A 22982-nucleotide genomic window follows, 5' to 3' on the forward strand; every position below is an offset into this window, starting at 1 on the left:
CGGCGGACCCCCGGAACGCCGAATTCGACATATCGGTCAGCGATTCGAGAATGTTTATAGAAGTGCGCGGGGGGACGCCGACGGGCGATGGTTCAAGGGGTAACTTTCTTTCGGGGGCACCCTCGGCGGCCCGGCCGCTATGCGCCACTACTAGACTCTTTCCGGAAAACCCCCCACACCGCATCACACCTTCGGGAATCGTCATTCAGCACCTCGCCGCCCGGCTGCGCGGGCTCCCGCCCTCCCTCGGACCGGTCCGGCTGATCGCCGTCGACGGGCACGCGGGCTCCGGGAAGTCGACCTTCGCCGGGCGGCTGGCCGCCGCGCTGGACGGGGCGCCGGTGCTCCATCTCGACGACATCGCCAGCCATGAGCGGCTGTTCGGCTGGACCGATCGGCTGATGACGCAGGTGATCGAGCCGCTGTCCCGGGGCGCGGCGGGGGCCTACCTCCCCTACGACTGGAACGCCCGCGCGTTCGGCCCGGCGCGCCCGCTGCCGCCCGCGCCGGTGATCCTGCTGGAGGGCGTCGGCGCGGGCCGCCGCGCGCTGCGGCCGTTCCTGGCCGAACTGCTGTGGATGGAACTGCCCCGCGAGGAGTCCTGGGCGCGCGGCCGGAGGCGGGACGGGGCGGCGCAGCGGGAGTTCTGGGACGGCTGGGTCGAGGCCGAGCGCGCGCACTTCGCCGATGACCCCACCCGCCCCCACGCCGGGCTCCTGGTGCGCCAGACCGACCGGGGGTACGAGGTGCTGCCGGGGCCCGAGCGACCCCAGGGATCGGGCCAAGGAGTGACCCACAGTGATGGCCCCACCCCCATGTGGTGAAATTGTGAAGGCTCTTGTCGGCCAACTTCCCGAAGTGCCCCAACTTCGCTTGACCGGGGGGTCGTACAGGTCTTACGTTCTCAATGTGCGGCGATTCGAAGCCGCCCGAAGACGCGAAGCCCCCGGTTGTTCCCCCGTGATCGGGGGCTTCGTTCTGCCCGCGCAGCGCTTTCCGGGCCCCTTGCGCGCCGATCCGATCACCCTCGGTCACCAAAGTGTCCGGATTCCGTCCGCCCGACCGCACCGAACGGCCTGTACCGCACCCTTCGGCACCCGGTACCCACGCGGGTACGATGCCCTTGGTGCGACCTTCGGGGACAGCCTCGCGCACCTGCAACTCCGGTCCGCGGCACGGCGGTTCGGCCGCGGCGGCCGCCGGGCGACCGTCCGGCGGTGAACCACGGGGCACGGTCTGTGGGGGACGTGATGGACTTCGGCACGCAGGGCCCCGAGGCCCCGGCCGACCTCGCCTGGCTGCGCGGGGTCGACGCCTACACCATGGGCGCCTATCCGCAGGCGGAGGAGGAGTTCCGGGCCGCGGTGCGGATGGACCCGGGCATGGCCGACGGCTGGCTCGGGCTGCACGCGCTCCGGGTCGACACCACCACCGCGCTGCTGCGGATGTTCCGGCACCGCGAGCGCTTCGGCGAACAGCGCGCCCGGCATCGCCGTACGATCAACTCCTGGTACTGGCTGGGCTGGTGGGTGCAGCCGGTGCTGGAGAGCCCGCGCGATCTGCTGCTGGCGCACGCCTCGCACTGGCTGGACGGCCGGCATGTGCCCGAGCTGGACCGGGCCCTGGCCGGGCTGCCCCCGGTCGACACCGATCCCCAGGTCCGCTTTCTGCACGCCTGCCGCTCCTACCTGGTCAAGGACTGGGAGCAGCTGGTACGGCACACCGATCCGCTGCTGGACGATCCGCTGCTCGGCATAGAGGCGGGGCTGTTCGGCGGCATGGCCCGGGTCCGCCTGGAGATGTACGGCCAGGCCGAACCACTGCTGTCGGCGGCGCTGATGCGCTGCCGCAGCGAGCAGCCGCAGCGCAAGGAGCTGCGCTACTGGCTCGCGCGGGCGCACGAGGGCACCGGCCGCTCCGCCGCCGCGCTCCCCCTCTACCGGGCCGTGCACCGGGTGGACCCCGCCTTCATGGACACCTCGGCGCGGCTCGCGGCGATCTCCGAGGGGGACGGGTACGACGAGGCGGCCGACCTCGCCGCGATCACGCTGACCGGTGCCGGACAGGACACGGTGGACGGGCCCGACGGGTTCGATCCGTTCTTCGGCACCGAGGGGCGGGATCTGCGGCTGCCGGAGCCGGATCTGCCGACCGGGCCGCTGCCAGCCGTCTCCGAACCGGGGGTCCGCGACCGGGGCGGGGTGCCCGGCTCGCCCCTGCCCACCGGGCCGACCGATCCCGCGCTGCTCGAACAGGCGCTCGCCGAGCTGGAGCGGATGGTCGGGCTCGAACCGGTCAAGCGCCAGGTGAAGGCGCTGTCCGCGCAGCTGAACATGGCGCGGCTGCGGGCCGGGCAGGGGCTGCCCGTGCAGCCGCCGAAGCGGCACTTCGTCTTCTCCGGGCCGTCCGGGACCGGCAAGACGACGGTGGCACGCATCCTCGGCCGGGTCTTCTACGCCCTCGGGCTGCTCGGCGGGGACCATCTCGTCGAGGCGCAGCGCGCCGATCTGGTCGGCGAGTACCTCGGGCAGACCGCGGTGAAGGCCAATGAGCTGATCGACTCCGCGATCGGCGGGGTGCTGTTCGTGGACGAGGCGTACTCGCTCTCCAACTCCGGGTACGGCAAGGGGGACGCGTACGGGGACGAGGCGCTCCAGGTGCTGCTGAAGCGGGCCGAGGACAACCGGGACCATCTCGTGGTGATCCTCGCCGGGTACCCCGAGGGCATGGACCGGCTGCTCGCGGCGAACCCCGGGCTGTCGTCCCGCTTCACCAGCCGTGTCGACTTCCCCTCGTACCGGCCCGGGGAACTCACCGAGATCGGGAAGGTGCTGGCCGCGGAGAACGGCGACCAGTGGGACGAGGAGGCGCTGGAGGAGCTGCGGTCGATCGCCGGGCACGTGGTCGACCAGGGGTGGATCGACGAGCTGGGCAACGGGCGGTTCCTGCGCACGCTGTACGAGAAGAGCTGCGCGTACCGGGATCTGCGGCTGTCCACGTACGCCGGGGCGCTGTCCCGGGACGACCTGGCGACCCTGCGCCTCGCCGATCTGATGCAGGCGTACGGCGAGGTGCTGTCGGGGCGGGGCCCGCAGGACCCGTCCCCGACGTAGGAGACGACGTGCCCGAAGGGGCGCGGGGAACCGCGCGAGCGACCCACCACCGAGCCGCACCCGCACAGCCCCCGCACCGCGCCCCCCTGAGCGGCAAGCGCTCTGAGCGGCGAGCGCCTACGTGGCGAGCGCCTGCTCGGGGAAGTCGGGGATCTCCCGGTGCGCGGGGTCGCGGACCTCGCCCACCAGCATCTCCAGGACGTCCTCCAGCGCCACCAGACCGAGCACCTTGCCGGACGCGTCGGCCACCTGGGCCAGGTGCGTGGCGGCGCGGCGCATCACCGTGAGGGCGTCGTCCAGGGGGAGCTCGGCCCGCAGGGTCGTCATGGGGCGCCAGATGTTCTGCGGCACCGCCCGTTCGGAGTCCTCCAGGTCGAGTACGTCCTTGACGTGGACGTACCCCATGAAGGCGCCCTGGTCCGTCGCCGCGACCGGGAAGCGGGAGTATCCCGTGCGCGCGGTGAGCCGCACGATCTCCCCCGGGGTGACCGCGGGCGTCACCGTGACCAGGGACTCACGGCGCAGCAGGACGTCGGTGACCGGGCGGGAACCCAGTTCCAGGGCGTCCTCCAGGCGTTCCCTCTCCTCCGGGCCGAGCAGGCCCGCCTGTCCGGAGTCCTCCAGGAGCCGGTTGAGCTGTTCGCTGGTGACGACCGCCTCGACCTCGTCCCTGGGCTCCACCCGGAACAGCCGCAGCACGGCCTGGGCGACGGCGCCCAGCGACACCGTGATCGGCCTGCACACCCGGGCGAACCAGACCAGGCCGGGGCTGAGCCACAGCGCCGCCTTCTCGGGCGCCGCCATCGCGAGGTTCTTCGGCACCATCTCGCCGATGACCAGGTGGAAGAAGACCACCGCGGCCAGCGCGATGACATAGCCGAGCGGATGGATCACGCCGTCCGGGAGGTGGACGGCCTTGAACACCGGCTCCAGCAGCCGCGCGACGGTCGGTTCGGCGACCGCGCCGAGGGTCAGGGAGCACATGGTGATCCCGAACTGCGCGGCGGCCATCATCTGCGGCAGCCGCTCCAGGCCGTACAGCACCTGCCGGGCCTGGGTGGTGCCGAGCGGTTCGATCTGGCTGCGGCGCACGGACACGAGCGCGAACTCGGCGCCGACGAAGAAGCCGTTCGCCAGCACCAGCAGCGCGGCGAAGACCAGTTGGAGCACGCTCATCGGGCGGCCTCCGCGATGTTCGCCACCGGGGCCGTCCTGACCAGGCGGACCCGTTCGGCGCGGTAGTGGCCGACCTGGCGGACCGCGAGCCGCCAGCCGGGCAGCTCGGCCCGGTCGCCGGGGGCCGGGATCCGGCCGAGCAGATCGGCGACCAGTCCGGCGACGGTCTCGTACGGCCCCTCGGGCACGTCCAGGCCTATCCGCTGGAGGATGTCGACCCGGCAGCTGCCGGCCACGTCCCAGGCGGGCCTGCCGTCCTCGGGCGGGGCGGCGGCCAGCTCGGGCACGTCCTTCGCGTCGTGCTCGTCACGGACCTCGCCGACCAGTTCCTCGACGATGTCCTCCAGGGTGACCACGCCGGCCGTGCCGCCGTACTCGTCCACCACGACCGCGATGGGCTGTTCGCTGCGCAGCCGGGCCAGCAGGGGCTGGACGGGCAGGGTCTCGGGGACCAGCAGCGCGGGGCGGGCGATGCGGCCGACGGGGGTGCGCAGCCGGTCGTGCGCCGGGACCGCGAGGGCGTCCTTGAGGTGGGCCATGCCGACGATCTCGTCGATCTTCTCCCGGTAGACGGGGAAACGGGACAGTCCGGTGGCCCGGGTGAGGTTGACCACGTCCTCGGCGGTGGCCGAGTCCTGGAGCGCGCTGACCTTCACGCGCGGGGTCATGACGTGCTGCGCGGTCAGCTCGCCCAGCGAGAGGGTGCGCACGAACAGGTCGGCGGTGTCCTGCTCCAGGGCGCCGGCCTGCGCGGAGTGCCGGGCCAGGGAGACCAGTTCGCCGGGGGTGCGGGCGGAGGCCAGCTCATCGGCGGGTTCGACGCCGAGGGCGCGGACCAGCCGGTTGGCGACCGTGTTGAGCGCGGCGATCACCGGCCGGAACAGCCGGGAGAAGTGGTGCTGGGGGCCCGCGACGAAGCGCGCGACCTGGAGCGGCCGGGAGACCGCCCAGTTCTTGGGCACCAGTTCACCGATCACCATCTGGATCGCGGAGGCCAGCAGCATGCCGACGAGCACGGCGGCACCGGAGGCGGCGCCGTCCGGCAGGCCGAGCGCGGCGAACGGGGTGGCCAGCAGCCGGCCCAGGGCCGGTTCGGCGAGCATGCCGACGACCAGGGAGGTGATGGTGATGCCGAGCTGGGTGCCGGAGAGCTGGAAGGAGAGTTCCTTCAGCGCGTCCACGACCGTACGGGCGCGCTTGTCGCCGTCGGCGGCGGCCTTCTCGGCCTCGGGGCGCTCGACCGTCACCAGGCCGAATTCGGCCGCCACGAAGAATCCGTTGGCCAGAATCAGCAGGAACGCGGCTGCGAGGAGCAGCAGGGGGGTGGTCACGATGCCGCCGCCTCCCCGGTATGTCGGGTGGGGGCGGCGCAGGTACTACAGGACGATCCGTCCATCGCCGGAGGGATTCACTCCTCGGGTCGCAGGAACCCCTGGCACCGGGCGGCGCACAGGGGCGGAGGCGCGATCGGCGCGGCCTCCGCCCACCAGATTAATCAAGACGCGGGCCGGGCGGGCAGGGTGGGCGACCCGGAGTCGGCCCCGAGTCAGCCCTGATCTTCCCCGGGGCGGACGGCCGAGTGGACCTCGGTGAGCGCCCGCAGCGCCCTGGCGTCGGCGATCGCCCGCTGCTTGGCGAGGCCCGGCTGGATGCCGAGCGCGGGCAGGCTGGTGCCGTCGCTGAGGTTGAGGAACACCCAGGGATCGCCCGGACGGAGGTTCACCTGAAGGATCTCCGCCCAGTCCAGGTGCCGCCTGGCGGCGAAGTTCACGACGGTGACGCCGCTCTCGTCGGCGACGATCTTGATCCGGGCCAGCCGGGCCAGCAGCCAGGAGAGCAGGGCCCCGGTGACCACGAAGCTCATCCGCTCCCCCGGGCCGAGGCCCTCCAGGAGCAGGGCGACCCCCGAGATGGTGAGGAAGATCGCCACGGCGGCGATGAGCAGGATGGCCCGGGTGTGGCCCGGCCGGAAGGTGACGGGCAGGGTGGGCAGGTCGGACATCACATACCCCTCAGAGGCGGCAGGCGTGGATGGCCGTGGTCAGGATGGCGCGGGCGCCGATGGCGTAGAGGTCGTCCATGATCCGCTGCGCCTCCTTGGCGGGGACCATGGCGCGGACCGCGACCCAGCCCTCGTTGTGCAGCGGGGAGACGGTCGGGGACTCCAGGCCGGGGGTGAGGGCGACGGCCTTCTCCAGCTGCTCGACCCGGCAGTCGTAGTCCATCATCACGTACGTGCGGGCGACCAGGACGCCCTGGAGGCGGCGCAGGAACTGCTGGACCTTCGGCTCGGCGGCCTCCTCCGCGTCCGCGCCGGTGCGGCGGATCACGACGGCCTCGGACTTCATGATCGGCTCGCCGAAGACCTCGAGGCCCGCGTTGCGCAGGCTGGTGCCGGTCTCCACGACGTCGGCGATGACCTCGGCGACGCCCAGCTCGATCGCGGTCTCCACGGCGCCGTCCAGGTGGACGACGGAGGCGTCGACGCCGCTGTCGGCGAGGTGCCGGGCGACGATGCCCTCGTACGAGGTGGCGATCGTACGGCCCTTCAGGTCCGCCAGGCCGTTCGCGGTGCCCGGCTTTCCGGCGAAGCGGAAGGTGGAGCGGGCGAAGCCCAGCGGGAGGATCTCCTCGGCGTCCGCGCCGGAGTCGACCAGCAGGTCGCGCCCGGTGATGCCGATGTCGAGGCGGCCGGAGGAGACGTAGATCGCGATGTCGCGGGGGCGGAGGTAGAAGAACTCGACCTCGTTGCCCGGGTCGACGATCCGCAGTTCCTTGGCCTCCCGGCGCTGCCGGTAGCCGGCCTCATGCAGCATCTCCGCCGCAGGGCCGGACAGGGAACCCTTGTTGGGGACGGCGATGCGCAGCATGAGGACGGCTTCCTTTGCGGTGAAGGGGGTTGGTGCGGCGTGCCGCGGCGGAGCGCGGCGGTTCGGTCAGAGGTGGGCGTAGACGTCGTCCAGGGAGATCCCGCGGGCGACCATCATCACCTGGACGTGGTACAGCAGCTGGGAGATCTCCTCGGCTGCCGCCTCCTTGCCCTCGTACTCGGCGGCCATCCAGACCTCGGCGGCCTCTTCGACGACCTTCTTGCCGATGGCATGGACCCCCTTGCCGACCAGTTCGGCGGTGCGGGAGGTGGCGGGATCGCCGTGGGCGGCCTTGTGCTGGAGCTCGGTGAAGAGCTCCTCGAACGTCTTCTTGGACATGGTGGTCCTTACCCTACGCGCTCCGACCGGCGCCTCAGTGCCAGGGTTCGGATACCGAACGCAGCGTCGCGGCCGTCGAGACAGCCGCGATCACCGCCTCGTGGCCCTTGTCCTCGCTGGAGCCCTCGATGCCGGCCCGGTCCAGGGCCTGCTCCTCGGTGTCGCAGGTGAGCACGCCGAAGCCGACCGGGACGCCGGTCTCCACGGAGACCTGGGTGAGGCCCTGGGTGACGCCCTGGCACACGTAGTCGAAGTGGGGGGTGCCGCCGCGGATGACGACGCCGAGGGCGACCACCGCGTCGTAGCCGCGCGCGGCCAGCACCTTGGCGGCGACCGGGAGCTCGAAGCTGCCCGGCACCCGGATCAGGGTCGGCTCGTCGATCCCCAGGTCGCCGAGGGCGCGCAGGGCGCCGTTCACCAGACCGTCCATCACCTTCTCGTGCCACTGCGCCGCGATGACGGCGACCCTGAGGTCGCCGACGTTGCGTACGGACAGTTCCGGTGCACCCTTGCCGCTCACGTCTCTCCTAAGTGCCTTCTTGCTCGACTGGTGTTGCTGGTGCTGCTGGTGCTGCTTGTCTGCCGGTTCTACCGGTTCTACTGGTTCGGGCAGGTGGCCGGGGTGTCCAGCCAGGGCAGGTCGTGGCCCATCCGGTCCCGCTTGGTGCGCAGGTAGCGCAGATTGTGCTCGCCCGCCTGGACGGGCATCGGCTCGCGCCCGGCGACCCGCACGCCGTGGCGCTCCAGCGCGGCGGCCTTGTCGGGGTTGTTGGTCATCAGCCGGACGCTGCGCACGCCGAGGTCGGCGAGGATCTGGGCACCGGCCCCGTAGTCGCGGGCGTCGGCGGGCAGGCCCAGTTCCAGGTTGGCGTCGAGCGTGTCGCGGCCCTGCTCCTGGAGCTCGTAGGCGCGCAGCTTGGACAGCAGACCGATACCCCGGCCCTCGTGCCCGCGCAGATAGACCACCACGCCGCGGCCCTCGTCCTGGATGCGGGCGAGGGAACTGTCCAGCTGGGGACCGCAGTCGCAGCGCAGCGAGCCGAAGACGTCGCCGGTGAGGCACTCGGAGTGCACCCGGACCAGGACGTCCTCGCCGGTGCCGATCTCGCCGTGGACGAGGGCGACGTGCTCGACGCCGTCGACGGTGGAGCGGTAGCCGTGCGCGGTGAAGGTGCCGTGCCGGGTGGGCAGCAGGGTCTCGGCCTCGCGGCGGACGGTGGGTTCGGTGCCGCGGCGATGGGCGATCAGGTCCTCGATGGAGATGATCGTCAGACCGTGCTTGCGGGCGAACGGGATCAGCTCGGGCAGCCGCAGCATCCGGCCGTCCTCACCGGCGATCTCCACGATGGCGCCGGCCGGGCGGAGCCCCGCGAGCCGGGCCAGGTCGACGGCGGCCTCGGTGTGGCCGTTGCGCTCCAGGACGCCGCCGGGGCGGGCGCGCAGCGGGAAGACATGCCCGGGGCGCACGAAGTCGGCGGGCCCGGCGGTGCCGCTCGCGAGCAGCTGGAGGGTGGTGGCGCGGTCGGCGGCGGAGATGCCGGTGGTCACGCCGTGCGCGCCGGAGGCGTCCACGGAGACGGTGAAGGCGGTCTTCATCGACTCGGTGTTGTCCTCGACCATCTGCGGCAGCCGCAGCCGGTCGAGTTCCGCGGCCTCCATGGGGGCGCAGACCAGGCCCCGGCACTCGCTCATCATGAAGGCGACGATCTCGGGGGTCACCTTCTCGGCGGCGATGACGAGGTCGCCCTCGTTCTCCCGGTCCTCGTCGTCGACGACGATCACGGGGCGCCCGGCGGCGATGTCGGCGACGGCCTGCTCGACGGCGTCGAGGGTGAACTCCTCGATGCCGTCACCGTCGAAGGAGTAGGAGTAGGGGTCGTAGAGCGGGGTGGCCGGGGTCATGCCGGTGCTCCTTCCAGAACGGGCCGCGGGCTCTTGCGGGAGCGCAGCCACCAGTCGCGCATGCCCCACAGGACGAGTGCGCCGTAGATGACGTAGACGAAGCCGGAGAAGGCGTAGCCGTTGGCGAAGTTGAGGGGGACGCCGACGAGGTCGACGAGCAGCCAGGCGAACCAGAACTCGACCATGCCCTTGGCCTGGGCGTACATCGCGACGACGGTGCCGACGAAGATGTAGGCGTCCGGCCAGGGGTCCCAGGACAGTTCGGGGAACGCGGTGAACAGCAGGGCGACGGCGACGGTGCCGATCGCGGCGGCGCCGACCAGCGCGGCGCGCTCGCGCCAGCTGGCGAACCGGGGGGAGATGTGGCCGTCACCGGCGCCGCCCCGGCCGCGGTTCCACTGCCAGAAGCCGTAGAGGGCGACCACCATGACGACGGCCTGCTTACCGGCGCTGCCGGTGAGGTGGCCGTAGAAGGCGGCGAAGAGGACGAGACCGGAGACGAACTGCACCGGCCAGCTCCACAGGGATCGGCGCCAGCCGAGGGCGAGTCCGATCAGGCCGAGGATGTTGCCGGTCATGTCGGACCACAGGATGTGCTGTCCGAAGAGGGTGAACGCCTCGGTGTTGAGCGAGTTCACCGGCCGGCCTCCTGTCCGCTCCCGTCGGCGCGGCCCGCCGTGAGGAGCCGCTCGACGTACTTGGCGATGACGTCCACCTCGAGGTTGACCGGGTCGCCGGGCTGCTTCACGCCGAGCGTGGTCAGGGCGAGGGTGGTCGGGATGAGGCTGACGGTGAAGTGGTCGGCGCCGGCGTCCACGACGGTGAGGCTGATGCCGTCGACGGTGATGGAGCCCTTCTCGACCACATAGCGGGCGAGGTCGGCGGGCAGGGAGATCTTCACGATCTCCCAGTGCTCGGAGGGGGTGCGCTCCAGGACCTCGCCGGTGCCGTCGACATGGCCCTGCACGATGTGGCCGCCGAGGCGGGCGCCGACGGCGGTGGGGCGTTCGAGGTTGACGCGGGAGCCGGTGGTGAGCGCGCCCAGGCTGGAGCGCTTCAGGGTCTCGGCCATGACGTCGGCGGTGAACTCGTCGCCCTCGTGGTCGACGACGGTGAGACAGACCCCGTTCACGGCGATGGAGTCGCCATGCCGGGCGCCGTCGGTGACGACGGGGCCGCGGAGCCGGAAACGGGAGGCGTCGCCGAGGTCCTCGACGGCGGTGACTTCACCCAGCTCTTCGACGATTCCGGTGAACACTTCCCGGGTCCTCCTGCCTCATGGGGCACGGACTCCGGGGCCTGTCGACGGACGACAGAATCTACGGATGAGCACACGCTGGGGACGTCGCCGACGACGGCTCGCCCGAATACGGACGAGACCGGATACGGCGGCGCGCACACGGAACGCATGCCCGCCCGCCGCGCACTGCCTCCCATCCGGACTTTAACCGTCGGTCCAGGAATTTCACCTGGTCAACCGGTCGCTGGAGGCGACCGGGTCGCGGACTGTAACCGCCGGTTCGGACTTTCACCGACCCCGGAGTGCGCTGCTTCTGGTACACGGCCAGTGTGCCACGCCGGGTGGCCGCGCCGACAGGGGGTCCGTGTGGGCTCGCTCACAGTCCGTGTCCCCGCACACGGGCACCACGACACCCGCCGCCAACCCCCTCCCCTCCGGCACAGGTTGGCCCCTCCGCTCCCATTGACCGTAATGGTCTAGTCCTTTTAGGGTGCCGATCGGGCCCGGCGGCGGTGACGACGGCCCTTGCCCGCCGCCGGGTCGCCAGCGGTCCGGAACCGGGGCGATGTCACTTTTCCGGGCGGCTGTCCGGTCTCTTCCGGCAGAGGGCGTCCCGACGGGGGGCGACCGGGTCCGGAGGGACGGAAACGGCATGACCACGATCCTGGTCACCGGGGGCACGGGCACGCTCGGCCGGCATGTCGGCGAGCGGCTGCGGACGGACGGGCAGGAGGTGCGGGTGCTCAGTCGGCACGCCCTGCCGTACGGCGTCGATCTGCGCGCGGGCGGGCCGGATCTGGACGCGGCGCTCGCGGAGGTCTCGACGGTGGTGCACTGCGCGAGCAGCCCCCGGGGCGGGGACGAGGAGGCGGCCGAGCACCTGCTGGCGGCGGCGCGGCGGGCCGGGGTGGGGCATCTGGTGTACATCTCCATCGTGGGGGTGGACCGGGTGCCGTACGGCTACTACCGGACCAAGCGCGCGGTGGAGCGGCGGATCGAACGCTCCGGGATCGGCTTCACGATCCTGCGCACGACGCAGTTCCACGATCTGCTGGTGTCGCTCTTCGGCGCCCTCGCCAAGTCGCCGGTGATGCCGCTGCCCGCGCAGGTCTCCGACCAGCCGGTGGAGGTGACCGAAGTCGCCGCCCGGCTGGCCGATTTGGCCCTCACCGCCCCCGCGGGCCGCGTCCCCGACCTGGGCGGTCCCGAAGTCCGCCCGCTCTCCTCCTTGGCCCGCGCCTACCTCCGTGCCACGGGCCGCCGCCGCGCGATCACCGGCCTCCCCCTCTTCGGCCCGACGTACCGGGCCTTCCGCGCGGGCGGCCACCTCGCACCGGAACGGGCGGTGGGGAAGGGGACGTTCGAGGAGTATCTGGGGAGGCGGTTCGGGCGGGTGGGGTGAGGGTCGGGATTCGAGACGGGTGAAGCGGCGGGGCGGGTCGGCCGGAGTTCGGGACCCAGTTCTGGCGGCCGGTATCCCGCCGGGCGGGCCTCAGGCAGACGGGAGTTCCCGAATCACCGCCACGACGCGCGCGGCCCCGGGCCCCGCGCGGCTACGACGGGACCGGTGACCGCGGCGGGTCGGACCACAGGATGTCCTGGGCCCGGTCGCGGGCGGTCAGGAGGGCGCCGCGCAGGACGGCGGAGCCGCCGAGGGCCCCGGCGCGGACCTCGGTGGGCAGGGGGGACATCCGGCGCAGGCGCCGCGCCACGAGCCCGGCGAGGACGTCGCCACCGGCGCGGCCGATCTCCCCGCCGAGGACCACGCAACCGGGATCGAGCACGGCGACGACGGAGGCGGCGCCGATGGCGATCCGGTCGGCGAGGGCGGAGAGGAAGCGCTCATCGGCACCCACCGCCGTCCCGGCCGGGTCAGCCGCCGTAGCAGGCTCCCGGCCTGCCGGTTCGCCCACCGCACGGGCTTCCTCGCCGCCGAGCGCCTCCCGCGGCCCACGCCCCACCACGGCACCCAACCCCGCCTTCGCCTCCGCAACCGCACCCCGCGCCACGACCGGCTCCCCCGCCGCCGGGATCTCCTCCCACGCACCGCCCCCCACGACCGGCCGCCCCTCCTCCGGCCGAGGCTCCCGCCCCGTCGAGTGACCCGCGACCGGCTCCCCCGTCACCGGGATCTCCTCCCCCGTCGCCGCTCCGGTCGACCGGTTCGCCGGGGCGTCCTCCGGGCTCCCGGTGCCGGTGGGCCGCCCCGCCGTGAGCAGCCGTTCCACCGCTCCCCGTACCAGTTCCGCCGCCCCCGGTCCGTCCGCCGTCGGAGGTGGGCGCAGGCCGTGCTCCGCGGCCAGGGAGACGACCGCCGCGGCGCCCGCCAGGGTGTGGAAGCCGCCGGAGCAGTCCGTGGCGGAGGGGAGCGTGGGGGTGCCCGGGACCGGGAGGAAGCCGATCTCGCCGGTGCCGCCGGAGGCGCCGCGGCGGAGGGTGCCGTCGAGGACGACCGCCGCGCCGGTGCCGTGGCCGAGCCAGAGGAGGACGAAGGTGTCGCGGTCGCGGGCGGCGCCCTCGCGCTGTTCGGCGAGGGCGGCGAGGTTGGTCTCGTTCTCCACCGTGACGCGGGCCCCGGGCAGCCGTTCCTGGAGGGCGGCGGACAGGCTGCGGTGCCACGCGGGCAGCCCCGCGGAGTCGCGCAGGTCACCCGTGGCCGGGTCGATGAGGCCCGGCGCGCCGATGCCGACCGTGTGCGGCCCCTCGACACCGGCCCGCCCGACGGCCCCCGCCACCGCCGCCACCACCCGCTGCACCGCTGGCCCCGTCCCGGTGTCCCCCTCGATCGGCACGGACGCCTCCGCGAGCACCCGCCCCACCAGATCGGCGACCAGCACGGCGACCCCCTCGGTGCGCACATCGAGCGCCGCCAGATGGGCGCGGTCGGCGGCGATGCCGTAGAGCCGGGCGTTCGGCCCCCGGCGGGCCGCGCCGGACTCCCCCACCACGGTGATCAGCCCGGCCGCGCCGAGCCGTTCGACGAGATCGGCGACCGTCGGCCGGGACAACCCCGTCAGCTGCTTCAACTGCCCTGCCGTCAGCGGGCCTTTGTCCTGGAGGAGCCCCAGGGCCAGCCGGTCGTTGATGGCCCTGGCGGTGCTCGGTGATGCGGGCATGGCGGGGATCCTTCCACAAGGGCGCGCCGAAACCGGTCGGGCCCGGCACGCCCGCCCGGTCGTACCCCGGCGCGATAAGCGCTATCTATCAGGTAGGGACCCTGATAGTTTACGGCGCACCGATCGACGGGGAGGAACGCAGACATGGAGGACAGGAGCGGGGTGCGCCGCGCGCGGTACGCCGTCGCGGCCGTGTTCGCCGTCCACGGCGCCGTGACCGGCTCGTTCGCGACCCGGGTGCCCTGGATCCAGGACCATGCCTCGCTCGGCGCGGGCCGGCTGGGCTTCGCGCTCGCCTTCACCGCGCTGGGCGCCTCCTGCGCGATGCCGCTCGCGGGCCGGATCAGCCACCGCTTCGGCAGCCGCAACGCCCTGCGCGGGCTGATCGCCCTGTGGACGCTGTCCCTCGTGCTGCCGTCTCTCGCGCCGAACCTGCCCGCCCTGTGCCTCGCGATGTTCGTCTACGGCGCCTGCGCGGGCATGGCGGACGTGGCGATGAACGCGCTCGGCGTCGAGGTGGAACGGCGGCTCGGCAGGTCGGTGATGTCGGGCCTGCACGGGATGTGGAGCGCGGGCGCCCTGGTCGGCTCGGCCGCCGGTACCCTCGCCGCCCATCTCGGCGCCGACGCGCGCACCCACTTCCTGCTGGCCTCGGCCGTGCTGACCGTGCTCGGCGTGCTCTCCTGCACGTGGGTGCTGGACATACAGCCCACCGAGGACGAGGAGCCCCCTCCCCGGTTCGCGCTGCCGCCCCGCTCGGCGCTGCTGATCGGCATGGTCGGCTTCTGCGCGGTGTTCGCGGAGGGCGCGAGCCTCGACTGGTCGGCGGTGTTCCTGCGGGACCGGCTGGACAGCTCGGCCGGTCTCGCGGCGGCGTCGACCACCGCCTTCATGCTGACCATGGCCGTGGCCCGGATCGCCGGGGACGCGGTGGTGAACCGGTTCGGCGCGGTGCGCACGGTCCGGTCCGGCGGGGTGCTGGCCGTGCTCGGCGGTCTGCTGGTCGTCCTCGCCGGGCAGCCCTCGGTGGCGATGGGCGGCTTCGCCCTGATGGGGCTCGGCATCGCGGTCGTCGTACCGCTGTGCTTCGCCGCCGCCGGGCACGCCGGACCCAACCCCAGCCAGGCCATCGCGGGCGTGGCGACCATCACCTACACCTCGGGGCTGATCGCGCCCAGTCTGATCGGCGGGGTGGCGCAGGCGACCAGCCTGGTGGTCTCGTTCGGCGTGGTGACGGCGCTCGCGTGCGGGCTCGCGGTGTGCGCGGGCGTGCTGCGCTCCGCCGAGCGCGGCGCCGAGCGGGAGGTCAGTCCGCGGGCCGCAGCAGCTCCCGGGCCACGGCCCTGAAGCCGTCGCTCCACGGCGCCGGGCGCAGGGTGGTCGCGTCCAGCCGCACCAGCACCCGGGCGCCCCGGGCGTAGGTCTGGGCGCCGTCCGCCGAGCAGAACCGGAAGCCGTAGGTCAGCCCCGTGTCGCCGAGCCGCTCCAGCCACAGGTGCACGGCGTAGCGGCCGGGGCTGGTGACCGGGGCCTCGTAGCCGATGCGCAGTTCGCGCACCGCGTTGCAGGCGTCCCCGGCCGCCACCCAGTCGCCGTCGAAGCGGATGCCGTGCTCATGCCACAGCTCCGTCCAGGCGCGCTCGACCAGCAGCGGATAGCGGGCGTTGTGCAGCAGGCCGAGCGCGTCGAGGTCGTCGAAGTGGACGGTGACGGGGATCAGCCGGCCGTGCGGGACGGCGGGGGCGGCGGGGGCGGCGGGGGCTTCGACGGTCACGGCGGGGCTCCTGGACAAGGGGGCCGGGGGTGGCCCCCGGGGACGTACGCTTCGCCATACTAAGCGACCGCTCAGCACGTCCGCCGGGACACCCCCGCGCGGGCGGTGTGCACGGACCGCGCCGACGACCAGCGACAATGGTGCGGACAACCCCCTGTCCCCCGGCCCGCCCGGCTGCCCGGACACGAGGACGCAAGGCCGCACCACAGAAAGCGAAACCCCACCATGGACCTCGGCGTGCGCTGGAAACTGCACGGTGACGGGAAGACGCCCGCGCCCGGAGCGGTGGTACGGCCCGACGAACGGCTGTCCTGGCCCCGGACGGTGGGCCTCGGCGCCCAGCACGTGGTCGCGATGTTCGGCGCCTCCTTCGTGGCGCCGGTACTGATGGGCCTGGACCCCAACCTGGCGATCATGATGTCCGGCGTCGCCACGGTCATCTTCCTGCTCGCCACCCGCGGCCGGGTGCCCAGCTACCTCGGCTGCTCGCTGTCCTTCGTGGGCGTCGCCGCCGTCATCCGCGCGCAGGGCGGTACGAGCGCCACGGTGACCGGCGCGACCCTCGCCGTCGGTGTGGTGCTGTTCCTGGTGGGCCTCGCGGTGCAGAAGTTCGGGGCGCGGATCATCCACGCGGCCATGCCGCCCATCGTGACCGGCGCGGTCGTGATGCTGATCGGCTTCAACCTGGCCCCGGTGACCGCCTCCACCTACTGGCCGCAGGACCAGTGGACGGCGCTGCTGGTGATGCTGTTCACCGGGCTCGCGGTGGTCTGTCTGCGCGGCTTCTGGTCCCGGATCGCGATCTTCCTCGGGCTGATCTTCGGCTACGGCATCTCCTGGGTCTTCGACCGGGTCTTCGGCAAGATCCACTCCGTGGGCGGCGACGGCAGGCTGACCGACCACTGGCGCCTCGACCTCTCGGGCGTGTCCAAGGCCGACTGGATCGGTCTGCCGCACTTCCACGGCCCGTCCTTCCAGTGGTCGGCGATCCTGGTCGCGCTGCCGGTCGTCATCGCGCTGGTCGCGGAGAACGCGGGCCACGTCAAGGCGGTCGGCGAGATGACCGGCGACCCGCTGGACGACAAGCTGGGCACGGCGATCTCGGCCGACGGCGTCGCCTCCATGCTGTCCACCGCGGTGGGCGGCCCGCCGAACACCACCTACTCCGAGAACATCGGCGTGATGGCCGCGACCCGCGTCTACTCCACCGCCGCGTACTGGGCGGCCGCCTGCTTCGCCCTGTTGTTCGGCCTGTGCCCGAAGTTCGGCGCGATCGTGGCCGCCATCCCGGGCGGTGTGCTCGGCGGCATCACGGTCATCCTCTACGGCATGATCGGCCTGCTCGGCGCGCAGATCTGGCTCAACGCCAAGGTCGACCTGCGCAATCCGCTGAACCTGGTGCCGGCCGCCGCGGGCATCATCATCGGTGTGGGCAACGTCAGCATGAAGTTCACCAGCAACTTCTCGCTCAGCGGTATCGCGCTGGGCACCCTGGTCGTCATCACCGGCTACCACGCGCTGCGCGCCTTCGCCCCGGCCCACCTCAAGCAGCAGGCGCCGCTGCTGGACGAGGGCACCTCCAGCTACGACCCGGACTCCCCGGAGCCCCCGACCACGGAGTCGTAAGGACCCGTTCCCACCGGGTCGTCCAGAACCCGTTCCCCCGTTCCGGCGACGCACCGGGCCGGTCGGCACCTCGGCCGGGCCCGGGCTGCGACCCTTCCCCCATGTCGCAGTCGTCCCCCGTCATCGGCCCCGCCGGTACCACCGGCCCCGTCGACGCCGTGGTCTCCCGGATGCGGGCGCTGGCCGCCGTCCTGCCCGAGCGGGACGGCGTCGCCGTCTTCAACCGCGTGTACCTCACCGTCACCGAGGACATCGACCGCCGCCTGGGCACCGGGGAGTTCCCCGATCCCCGGGCGGCCGCGGCGCTGGACGTGCGCTTCGCCGAGCGCTACCTCGGCGCGATCGACGCCGCCGAGGCGGACCTGAGACCGCCCGCCTGCTGGCGGCCGTTGTTCCAGCTGCGCCACCATCCCCAGGTACGGCCGCTCCAGTTCGCCTTGGCCGGTGTCAACGCGCACATCGGGCACGACCTGGCCCTCGCCGTGGTGGACGCCTGCCGCACCGTCGGCTGCGAACCCGCCGATCTGGCCGACGAGTTCGACCAGGTCGGCGAGATCCTCACCGCCCTGGAGGAGCGGGTCCGGGAGGATCTGATGCCCGGCCCCGACCTGCTCCAGCTCGCCGATCCGCTCACCCATCTGCTGGGCGCCTGGAGCCTGGAGCGCGCCCGGGACGCGGCCTGGGCGGCGGCGCGGGCCCTGTGGGCGCTGCGGCACAGCCCGGACATCGCCGAGGAGTTCGCCGAACGGCTGGACGCGGTGGTGGGGTTCGCGGGCAGGATGCTGCTGACACCGCTCGCGTGCTGAAAACCGCGCGTGCCTGAAAACCGCGTGTGCCTGAAAGCCCGCGCGCCTGAAAATCGCGTGAGCCCGTCCCCCCTGCTCGGCAAGAACCCGATGGCGAAGGAGCGTTGGCATGACGACCCGGCTCGGACTCGGTCTTCCCCAGATGCGGCAGTTCTCGATCGGCAAGGACGTCCCGGCGGTGGCCCGCGCCGCCGAGGACATCGGCTACGACAGCCTGTGGGTCTTCGAACGGGCCCTGTTCCCGGAGCCCGCCACCCAGGGGCTGTACGGCGTCGACGGGCTGCCCTGGCCCGACCAGTACCGGTCGGTGGCGGAGCCGCTGGTCACCCTCGCCCTGGCCGCGGCGGCCACCGAGCGCGCCGAGCTGGGCACCAGTGTGCTGGTGGCGCCGCTGCATCTGCCGTTCCAGCTGGCCAGGGCGCTGGCCTCGCTCGATGCGGCGAGCGGCGGCCGGGTGCTGGCGGGCCTCGGCACCGGCTGGTCCCTGGACGAGTACGCGGCCGCGGGCGTCCGGCCGTTCGAGGAGCGCGGCGCGGTGCTGGACGAGATCATCGACGTGTGCCGCGCGGTGTGGGGCCCCGATCCGGTCGCCCACGACGGCCCCCTGACGAAGATCGCCCCGGCCGTCGTCGGACCCAAGCCCGCCCGCCCGATCCCGATCCTGCTGGCCGCGGGCAACCGGCGCTCCTGGCGGCGCCTGGTCGACAAGGCCGACGGCTGGCTGCCGGTGGCCATGGGCGGCGCGCGGGTCGCCGACCAGTGGCGCCAGCTGCGCGAACTGGCCGAGGAGCGGGGCCGTACGGAGCCGATCCGCACGGTGCTGCGGGTGAACGCCGAGTTCCGGCGCGAGGGGTACGAGGGCGCCGGCCGCGAGCCGTTCCAGGGCGGCGTGGACCAGATCGTGGGTGACCTGGTGGAGTACGCGGAGGTCGGTCTTGAGGAGATCCTCCTCGACCTCCAGGGCACCGCGCGGGACGCGGCGGAGCTGACGGACGTCGCCGCCGAGGTGTTCGAGAAGGCGCGGGCGGCCGGGGTGTGACCGGCCGCCCGCGCCCCGCCGTCCCGTCTCCCGGGGCGGCGCCCGGTCAGTCCTCCGGGAGCTCCACGGGCGCGATCTCGTCGTAGACGTCGCCCGGTCCGGGGTTGGTCGCGTCGGTCTCGCCGCCGAAGTGGTGCATGACGCCCCAGACCGCGTTCAGCGCGGTCTGGACGGCACCCTCGGCCCAGCCGGCCGTCCAGGAGATGTCGTCACCCGCGAGGAAGATGCCCCGCTTGTCGGCGGGCAGCCGGTCCTGCATGAAGTGTGTGAACAGGCGCCGCTGGTAGCGGTAGTGGCCGGGCAGGTTGGCCTTGAACGCGCCCATGAAGTAGGGCTCGTTCTCCCAGGAGACGGTCACCGGGTTGCCGATGATGTGCTTCCTGATGTCGACCTTCGGGTAGATCTCGCCGAGCGACTTCAGCATGACCTCCATCCGCTCGTTCGCGGACAGCGGCAGCCACTTCAGGCTGTCGTCGCACCAGGTGTACGACAGGCAGATCACCGCGGGCTTGTCCGGGCCGTCGTCCAGGAGGTAAGTGCCGCGCGTCATACGGTCGGTGAGGGTCATCGACATGACGTCCCGGCCCGTCGGGTTTCCCTTGTCGTCGACGGCCTCGTCCAGCCAGAACGGCCGGTCGACGGGGACGAAGAGCTTGCTGGACTCCATGTAGTGGGTGCGCTCGATGGCGGTCCAGTGGTCGATCGGGAACAGCGAGTCGTCGCAGGCGATCTTGGACAGCAGCATCCAGGACTGGGCGGTGAAGATCGCCGCCTGGTAGGTGCGGATGTCGCCGTTCGCGTCCGTCACGGTGATCTGGTTGCCCGCGGTGCGGTGCAGCCGGGTCACGGCCGGGCGGGGCTCGCCGTTCGGGTGCAGGGAGGCGAGCGAGGTGCCGTACGGCCAGTGGACGATCTTCGCCGGCTCCCGCTCCCACAGGCGCAGCGGCAGCTGCTGGGAGCCGCCGACGATGCCGCGGTGGTGGTCGTCGGCCTCGGTGTAGACGACGCGCAGGATCTCCAGGATGGAGTTGGGGAAGTCGGTGTCCCAGCCGCCGGTGCCGAAGCCGACCTGGCCGAAGATCTCGCGGTGCCGGAAGGACTTGAAGGCATCGGAGTCGCACAGGAAGCCGTAGAAGGTCTGGTTGTCGAGCTTCTCGACCAGCTTCGCCCAGATCTCGCGGATGCGCGGCACGTCCCGCTCGCGCATGGCGCGGTTCATGTCGGAGAAGTCGGCGCCCTCTTCGAGACACTTGTTCCATGCCTCGGCGACGTCCCGGTAGACCTGGGGCAGGTCGTCGACGGTGACGGCGTAGTGCGACTCGCCCTTGAGGTCCACGACGGTCGACGGGGTCGCCTCGGCCAGCGGGTTGGGGAAGGGCCGGGTGGTGAGGCCGACCAGGTCGATGTAGTGCTGGAGGGCGGTGGAGGACGGCGGGAAGCGCATCGCGCCCAGCTCGCAGTTCAGCTCCTCGCCGCAGCCCTCGAAGCCCACGGTGCGCAGCCGGCCGCCGAGCTGGTCGGCCTCGTAGACGACGGGCTTGAGGCCCATCTTCATCAGCTCGTAGGCGGCGATGACACCGGAGAGACCGCCGCCGATGACGGCGACCTCGGTGCCGTGCTCGGTCGCCGGGATCTGGCCGATGCCCGCCGGGTGGGCGAGGAAGTCGTCGTAGGCGTAGGGGAAGTCCGGGCCGAACATGGTGATCGGCGGCTGCTGCCCGTCGGTGTGCTCGACGGCGTTGGGCACCGTGGACGTCATGGGGTACGGACTCCTTGCGCGAAAGAACTGAGAGAGGTGAAGGCGGGCCGAGGGGGCGTCGGGTCAGCTCAGGGAGCCGTACAGGCCCGGACGACGGTCCTTCAGGTAGGGGTTGGCCGCGCGGGAGGCGGCCAGGAAGGCCGGGTCGGCGTCGGCGAACACCAGCTGCTCGGCGCGGCCCGCACGGGTCCGCGGGACGCCGTCGGGTCCGGCGAGCACGGAGAGGCCGACGAACTCGAACTCCCCTTCCTGGCCGACCCGGTTGACGTACGCGACGTACATCTGGTTCTCGAAGGCGCGCACCGGGATCATCGACTCGGCGACGAACTGGTACGGGTGCATCTGCGCGGTCGGGACCAGCAGCAGGTCGGTACCGGCGAGGGCGTGGGCCCGGACGTTCTCCGGGAACTCGACGTCGTAGCAGATCAGCAGGCCGACGGTGAGGCCGTTCAGCTCGGCCTGTACGACCTGGCGCTCGCCCGGGGTGAAGTGGTCGCGCTCGAAGCAGCCGAAGAGGTGGGTCTTGCGGTAGTTCGCGAGCCGGGTGCCGTCGGCGGAGATCAGCTGGGCGGAGTTGTAGACCGTGTCGCCGTCGCGCTCGGGGTAGCCGTAGGCGAGGGCGAGGCCGTGCCGGGCGGCGATCCTGGCGATCGCGGCGGCCGAGGCGCCGTCGGCGGGCTCGGCGAGGCGGCCGATCGCGTCGCCGATCGCGTAGCCGGTGAGGAACATCTCGGGCGCGGTCAGCAGCGCGGTGCCCGCGGCGGCGGCCCGGCCCGCGGCCTCGTCCAGAACCCGGAGGTTCTCGGCGACGGAGCCGGGGTGGCCGGAGCTCTGGAGCAGGGCGGTGCGCATGCGTCTACCTCACCGGTCACGGAGGGGGTTCGGGGTCAGATAGACGGTACGGTCGGCGCGCTCGGCCGGACAAGGAGCAGCCGTTGCGCGCCGGTGCGCGGTTCGTTGCGTGCGCGGGGCGCGGGGCGGCGATTCGTTGCGCGCCCGTGCCCGGGAGCCGCCTGGGGGCGCTGTGCGGGCGCCCCCGTGCGCTTCGGAGCCCGCGTTACTTGCCGGTGCCGACCGGGTCGACGGTGATGCCGGGGCCGCCACTCTCGGTGACGGGGACGTTGATCCCGGCGTTCAGGGTCGTGGAGTGGGTCTCGTTCGGCGGGGTGACGACGAGCTGGGTGAAGGTCTCGCCGGAGCCGCCCGAGTTGTTCGGCGGGTAGTGCAGGGTGAAGCGGGTCTCGGCGCCCGGCTGGAGGGTGACGGTGGGGGCGGTGAGCTTGCTGCGGGAGGCGCTGACCGTGCCGTCCTTGCCCTTCAGGTCGACGCCCGGGAAGCCGTGCAGGGTGCAGTTGGCCGAGCCGGTGTTCTTCATGTTGACGATCAGCTCGCCCTCGCCCATGCCCCCGGAGGTGCTGAAGGACAGGTGGGCGGTGGTGCAGCCGGCACCGGAGGCACGGCCGGAGCCGGTGGGGCCGTGGGCGCTGCTCGACTGGCCGCCGTTCTGACCGGTGGAGCCGCTGGCGCCGGATCCCGTGGACCCCGTGGCACCGGTGGAGCCCGTCGAGCCGCCGGAGCCCTGGGTGCCCGAGGTGTCCGAGGCCGCGCTGCTCGGCGCGGAGGAGTCGCCGCCGGAGTTGTTGTCACTGCCCCCGCAGGCGGTGAGCGACAGGCCCGCGGCGACGGCGACGGCGAGCAGCGAGATCTTCTGGACGCGCATGATTCCCCTTAGGAGGTACGGCTGACGTGCTGTTCCCTGAGACAACCGGGGTGGATCAGGGGTTCCGGTCGACACCGGTCCCCTACACGGCTGTTACAAAACATGGCGGTGACAGACACTAGATCTCGCGCAGCCGGTCGACGATCTCCCGCAGCAGCCCGGGGTCGGCGGTGGGGCCGCCCGCCGGGTCGCGGCGGGGCGCGGCGATGCGGACGAGCCCGGCCTCGGCCAGGTCGCCGAGCAGCACCCGCACCACGGTCAGGGGCAGATCGGCGTCGGCGGCCAGTTCGGCGACCGGGCGCGGGCCGCGTCGTACCAGTTCCAGCAGGGCGGCGCTCGCGTGGTCGACACCGGCCTGGGCGGCGTCGGCGGTCTCCAGGGCGGTGACCCGGGACATCAGGTCGATGGCGTGCCGGTCGGAGGGCCGGGTACGGCCCCGGGTCACGGTGTAGGGCCGCACCATCGACCCGGTCTCGTCCTCGTACCAGTGCTCGTCGCTCAC

At 72.6% G+C, this 22982-nt stretch carries 22 protein-coding genes and 1 riboswitch; of the genes, 7 read left to right on the plus strand and 15 right to left on the minus strand.

Annotated elements, in window-relative coordinates:
* Positions 1-203 precede the first annotated feature (203 nt).
* The gene (locus ACLF5H_RS18230; RefSeq protein ID WP_421677106.1) at positions 204-824 is read left to right on the plus strand and encodes a uridine kinase family protein; all 621 of its coding nucleotides are present in this window, start codon (positions 204-206) and stop codon (positions 822-824) included.
* Between the two features lie 426 nt (positions 825-1250).
* Complete coding sequence (locus tag ACLF5H_RS18235; protein ID WP_421677062.1) at positions 1251-3113, plus strand: AAA family ATPase; 1863 nt, start codon at positions 1251-1253, stop codon at positions 3111-3113.
* A 117-nt stretch (positions 3114-3230) separates the two neighbouring features.
* Here ACLF5H_RS18235 and ACLF5H_RS18240 read toward each other — a convergent pair whose 3' ends face one another.
* From ACLF5H_RS18240 to ACLF5H_RS18280, 9 genes are all read right to left on the minus strand, one after another.
* Positions 3231-4289, minus strand: a complete 1059-nt coding sequence (locus ACLF5H_RS18240) for a hemolysin family protein (protein ID WP_421677063.1) — start codon at positions 4287-4289, stop codon at positions 3231-3233.
* Complete coding sequence (locus ACLF5H_RS18245; RefSeq protein WP_421677064.1) at positions 4286-5620, minus strand: hemolysin family protein; 1335 nt, start codon at positions 5618-5620, stop codon at positions 4286-4288. Before ACLF5H_RS18245 ends, ACLF5H_RS18240 begins: the two co-directional genes overlap by 4 nt.
* 215 nt (positions 5621-5835) lie before the next feature.
* A complete protein-coding gene (locus ACLF5H_RS18250; protein ID WP_421677065.1) occupies positions 5836-6291 on the minus strand; it encodes a PH domain-containing protein in 456 nt (151 codons plus the stop codon).
* 10 nt (positions 6292-6301) lie between these two features.
* Positions 6302-7159 carry an ATP phosphoribosyltransferase gene (gene hisG / locus ACLF5H_RS18255; RefSeq protein WP_421677066.1) on the minus strand — a complete coding sequence of 286 codons (858 nt, stop codon included), beginning with the start codon at positions 7157-7159 and terminating at the stop codon, positions 6302-6304.
* A 66-nt stretch (positions 7160-7225) separates the two neighbouring features.
* Entirely contained in the window at positions 7226-7498 is a 273-nt protein-coding gene (locus ACLF5H_RS18260; RefSeq protein ID WP_007491392.1) for a phosphoribosyl-ATP diphosphatase, read from the minus strand.
* Between the two features lie 34 nt (positions 7499-7532).
* Positions 7533-8018 carry a 6,7-dimethyl-8-ribityllumazine synthase gene (gene ribH, locus ACLF5H_RS18265; protein WP_145490188.1) on the minus strand — a complete coding sequence of 162 codons (486 nt, stop codon included), beginning with the start codon at positions 8016-8018 and terminating at the stop codon, positions 7533-7535.
* 77 nt (positions 8019-8095) lie between these two features.
* The gene (locus ACLF5H_RS18270) at positions 8096-9400 is read right to left on the minus strand and encodes a bifunctional 3,4-dihydroxy-2-butanone-4-phosphate synthase/GTP cyclohydrolase II (RefSeq protein ID WP_421677067.1); all 1305 of its coding nucleotides are present in this window, start codon (positions 9398-9400) and stop codon (positions 8096-8098) included.
* Entirely contained in the window at positions 9397-10038 is a 642-nt protein-coding gene (locus ACLF5H_RS18275) for a nicotinamide mononucleotide transporter family protein (protein ID WP_421677068.1), read from the minus strand. The genes ACLF5H_RS18270 and ACLF5H_RS18275 overlap by 4 nt, the downstream gene beginning before the upstream one ends.
* Positions 10035-10658 (minus strand): riboflavin synthase, encoded by a 624-nt coding sequence (locus tag ACLF5H_RS18280; RefSeq protein ID WP_421677069.1) that lies wholly within the window; start codon positions 10656-10658, stop codon positions 10035-10037. The genes ACLF5H_RS18275 and ACLF5H_RS18280 overlap by 4 nt, the downstream gene beginning before the upstream one ends.
* Before the next feature lie 161 nt (positions 10659-10819).
* Positions 10820-10950, minus strand: a riboswitch (FMN riboswitch).
* A 342-nt stretch (positions 10951-11292) separates the two neighbouring features.
* Here ACLF5H_RS18280 and ACLF5H_RS18285 point away from each other — a divergent pair.
* Complete coding sequence (locus ACLF5H_RS18285; RefSeq protein WP_421677070.1) at positions 11293-12042, plus strand: SDR family oxidoreductase; 750 nt, start codon at positions 11293-11295, stop codon at positions 12040-12042.
* 151 nt (positions 12043-12193) lie between these two features.
* Here the strand turns inward: ACLF5H_RS18285 and ACLF5H_RS18290 are convergent, their stop codons facing one another.
* Positions 12194-13756, minus strand: coding sequence for an ROK family transcriptional regulator (locus tag ACLF5H_RS18290; protein ID WP_421677071.1), 1563 nt, complete (start codon positions 13754-13756; stop codon positions 12194-12196).
* A gap of 144 nt (positions 13757-13900) precedes the next feature.
* On the opposite strand from ACLF5H_RS18290, the gene ACLF5H_RS18295 reads away from it, so the two are divergent.
* On the plus strand, positions 13901-15103 hold the full coding sequence (locus ACLF5H_RS18295; protein ID WP_421677072.1) for an MFS transporter: 1203 nt from the start codon (positions 13901-13903) through the stop codon (positions 15101-15103).
* On the opposite strand, the gene ACLF5H_RS18300 is transcribed toward ACLF5H_RS18295, so the two are convergent.
* Positions 15063-15530, minus strand: coding sequence for an acyl-CoA thioesterase (locus tag ACLF5H_RS18300; RefSeq protein WP_421677073.1), 468 nt, complete (start codon positions 15528-15530; stop codon positions 15063-15065). The genes ACLF5H_RS18295 and ACLF5H_RS18300 overlap by 41 nt on opposite strands.
* A 225-nt stretch (positions 15531-15755) precedes the next feature.
* On the opposite strand from ACLF5H_RS18300, the gene ACLF5H_RS18305 reads away from it, so the two are divergent.
* From ACLF5H_RS18305 to ACLF5H_RS18315, 3 genes are all read left to right on the plus strand, one after another.
* On the plus strand, positions 15756-17156 hold the full coding sequence (locus tag ACLF5H_RS18305; protein WP_421677074.1) for a uracil-xanthine permease family protein: 1401 nt from the start codon (positions 15756-15758) through the stop codon (positions 17154-17156).
* A gap of 101 nt (positions 17157-17257) precedes the next feature.
* The gene (locus ACLF5H_RS18310) at positions 17258-17962 is read left to right on the plus strand and encodes a DUF5995 family protein (protein WP_421677075.1); all 705 of its coding nucleotides are present in this window, start codon (positions 17258-17260) and stop codon (positions 17960-17962) included.
* A gap of 109 nt (positions 17963-18071) precedes the next feature.
* Positions 18072-19001, plus strand: coding sequence for a TIGR03619 family F420-dependent LLM class oxidoreductase (locus ACLF5H_RS18315; RefSeq protein WP_421677076.1), 930 nt, complete (start codon positions 18072-18074; stop codon positions 18999-19001).
* Between the two features lie 46 nt (positions 19002-19047).
* On the opposite strand, the gene ACLF5H_RS18320 is transcribed toward ACLF5H_RS18315, so the two are convergent.
* The 4 genes from ACLF5H_RS18320 to ACLF5H_RS18335 all read right to left on the minus strand — a co-directional run bounded on the left by ACLF5H_RS18320 (position 19048) and on the right by ACLF5H_RS18335 (position 22982).
* Positions 19048-20760 (minus strand): flavin monoamine oxidase family protein, encoded by a 1713-nt coding sequence (locus tag ACLF5H_RS18320; RefSeq protein ID WP_421677077.1) that lies wholly within the window; start codon positions 20758-20760, stop codon positions 19048-19050.
* A 63-nt stretch (positions 20761-20823) separates the two neighbouring features.
* Positions 20824-21612, minus strand: coding sequence for a carbon-nitrogen hydrolase family protein (locus tag ACLF5H_RS18325; RefSeq protein ID WP_421677078.1), 789 nt, complete (start codon positions 21610-21612; stop codon positions 20824-20826).
* A 205-nt stretch (positions 21613-21817) separates the two neighbouring features.
* A complete protein-coding gene (locus tag ACLF5H_RS18330; protein ID WP_421677079.1) occupies positions 21818-22480 on the minus strand; it encodes a DUF4232 domain-containing protein in 663 nt (220 codons plus the stop codon).
* A 118-nt stretch (positions 22481-22598) separates the two neighbouring features.
* A complete protein-coding gene (locus tag ACLF5H_RS18335; RefSeq protein WP_365199463.1) occupies positions 22599-22982 on the minus strand; it encodes a DUF742 domain-containing protein in 384 nt (127 codons plus the stop codon).

Source organism: Streptomyces sp. LaBMicrA B280, assembly GCF_049222185.1.
In the GTDB taxonomy this organism is placed as follows: Bacteria; Actinomycetota; Actinomycetes; order Streptomycetales; family Streptomycetaceae; genus Streptomyces; species Streptomyces murinus.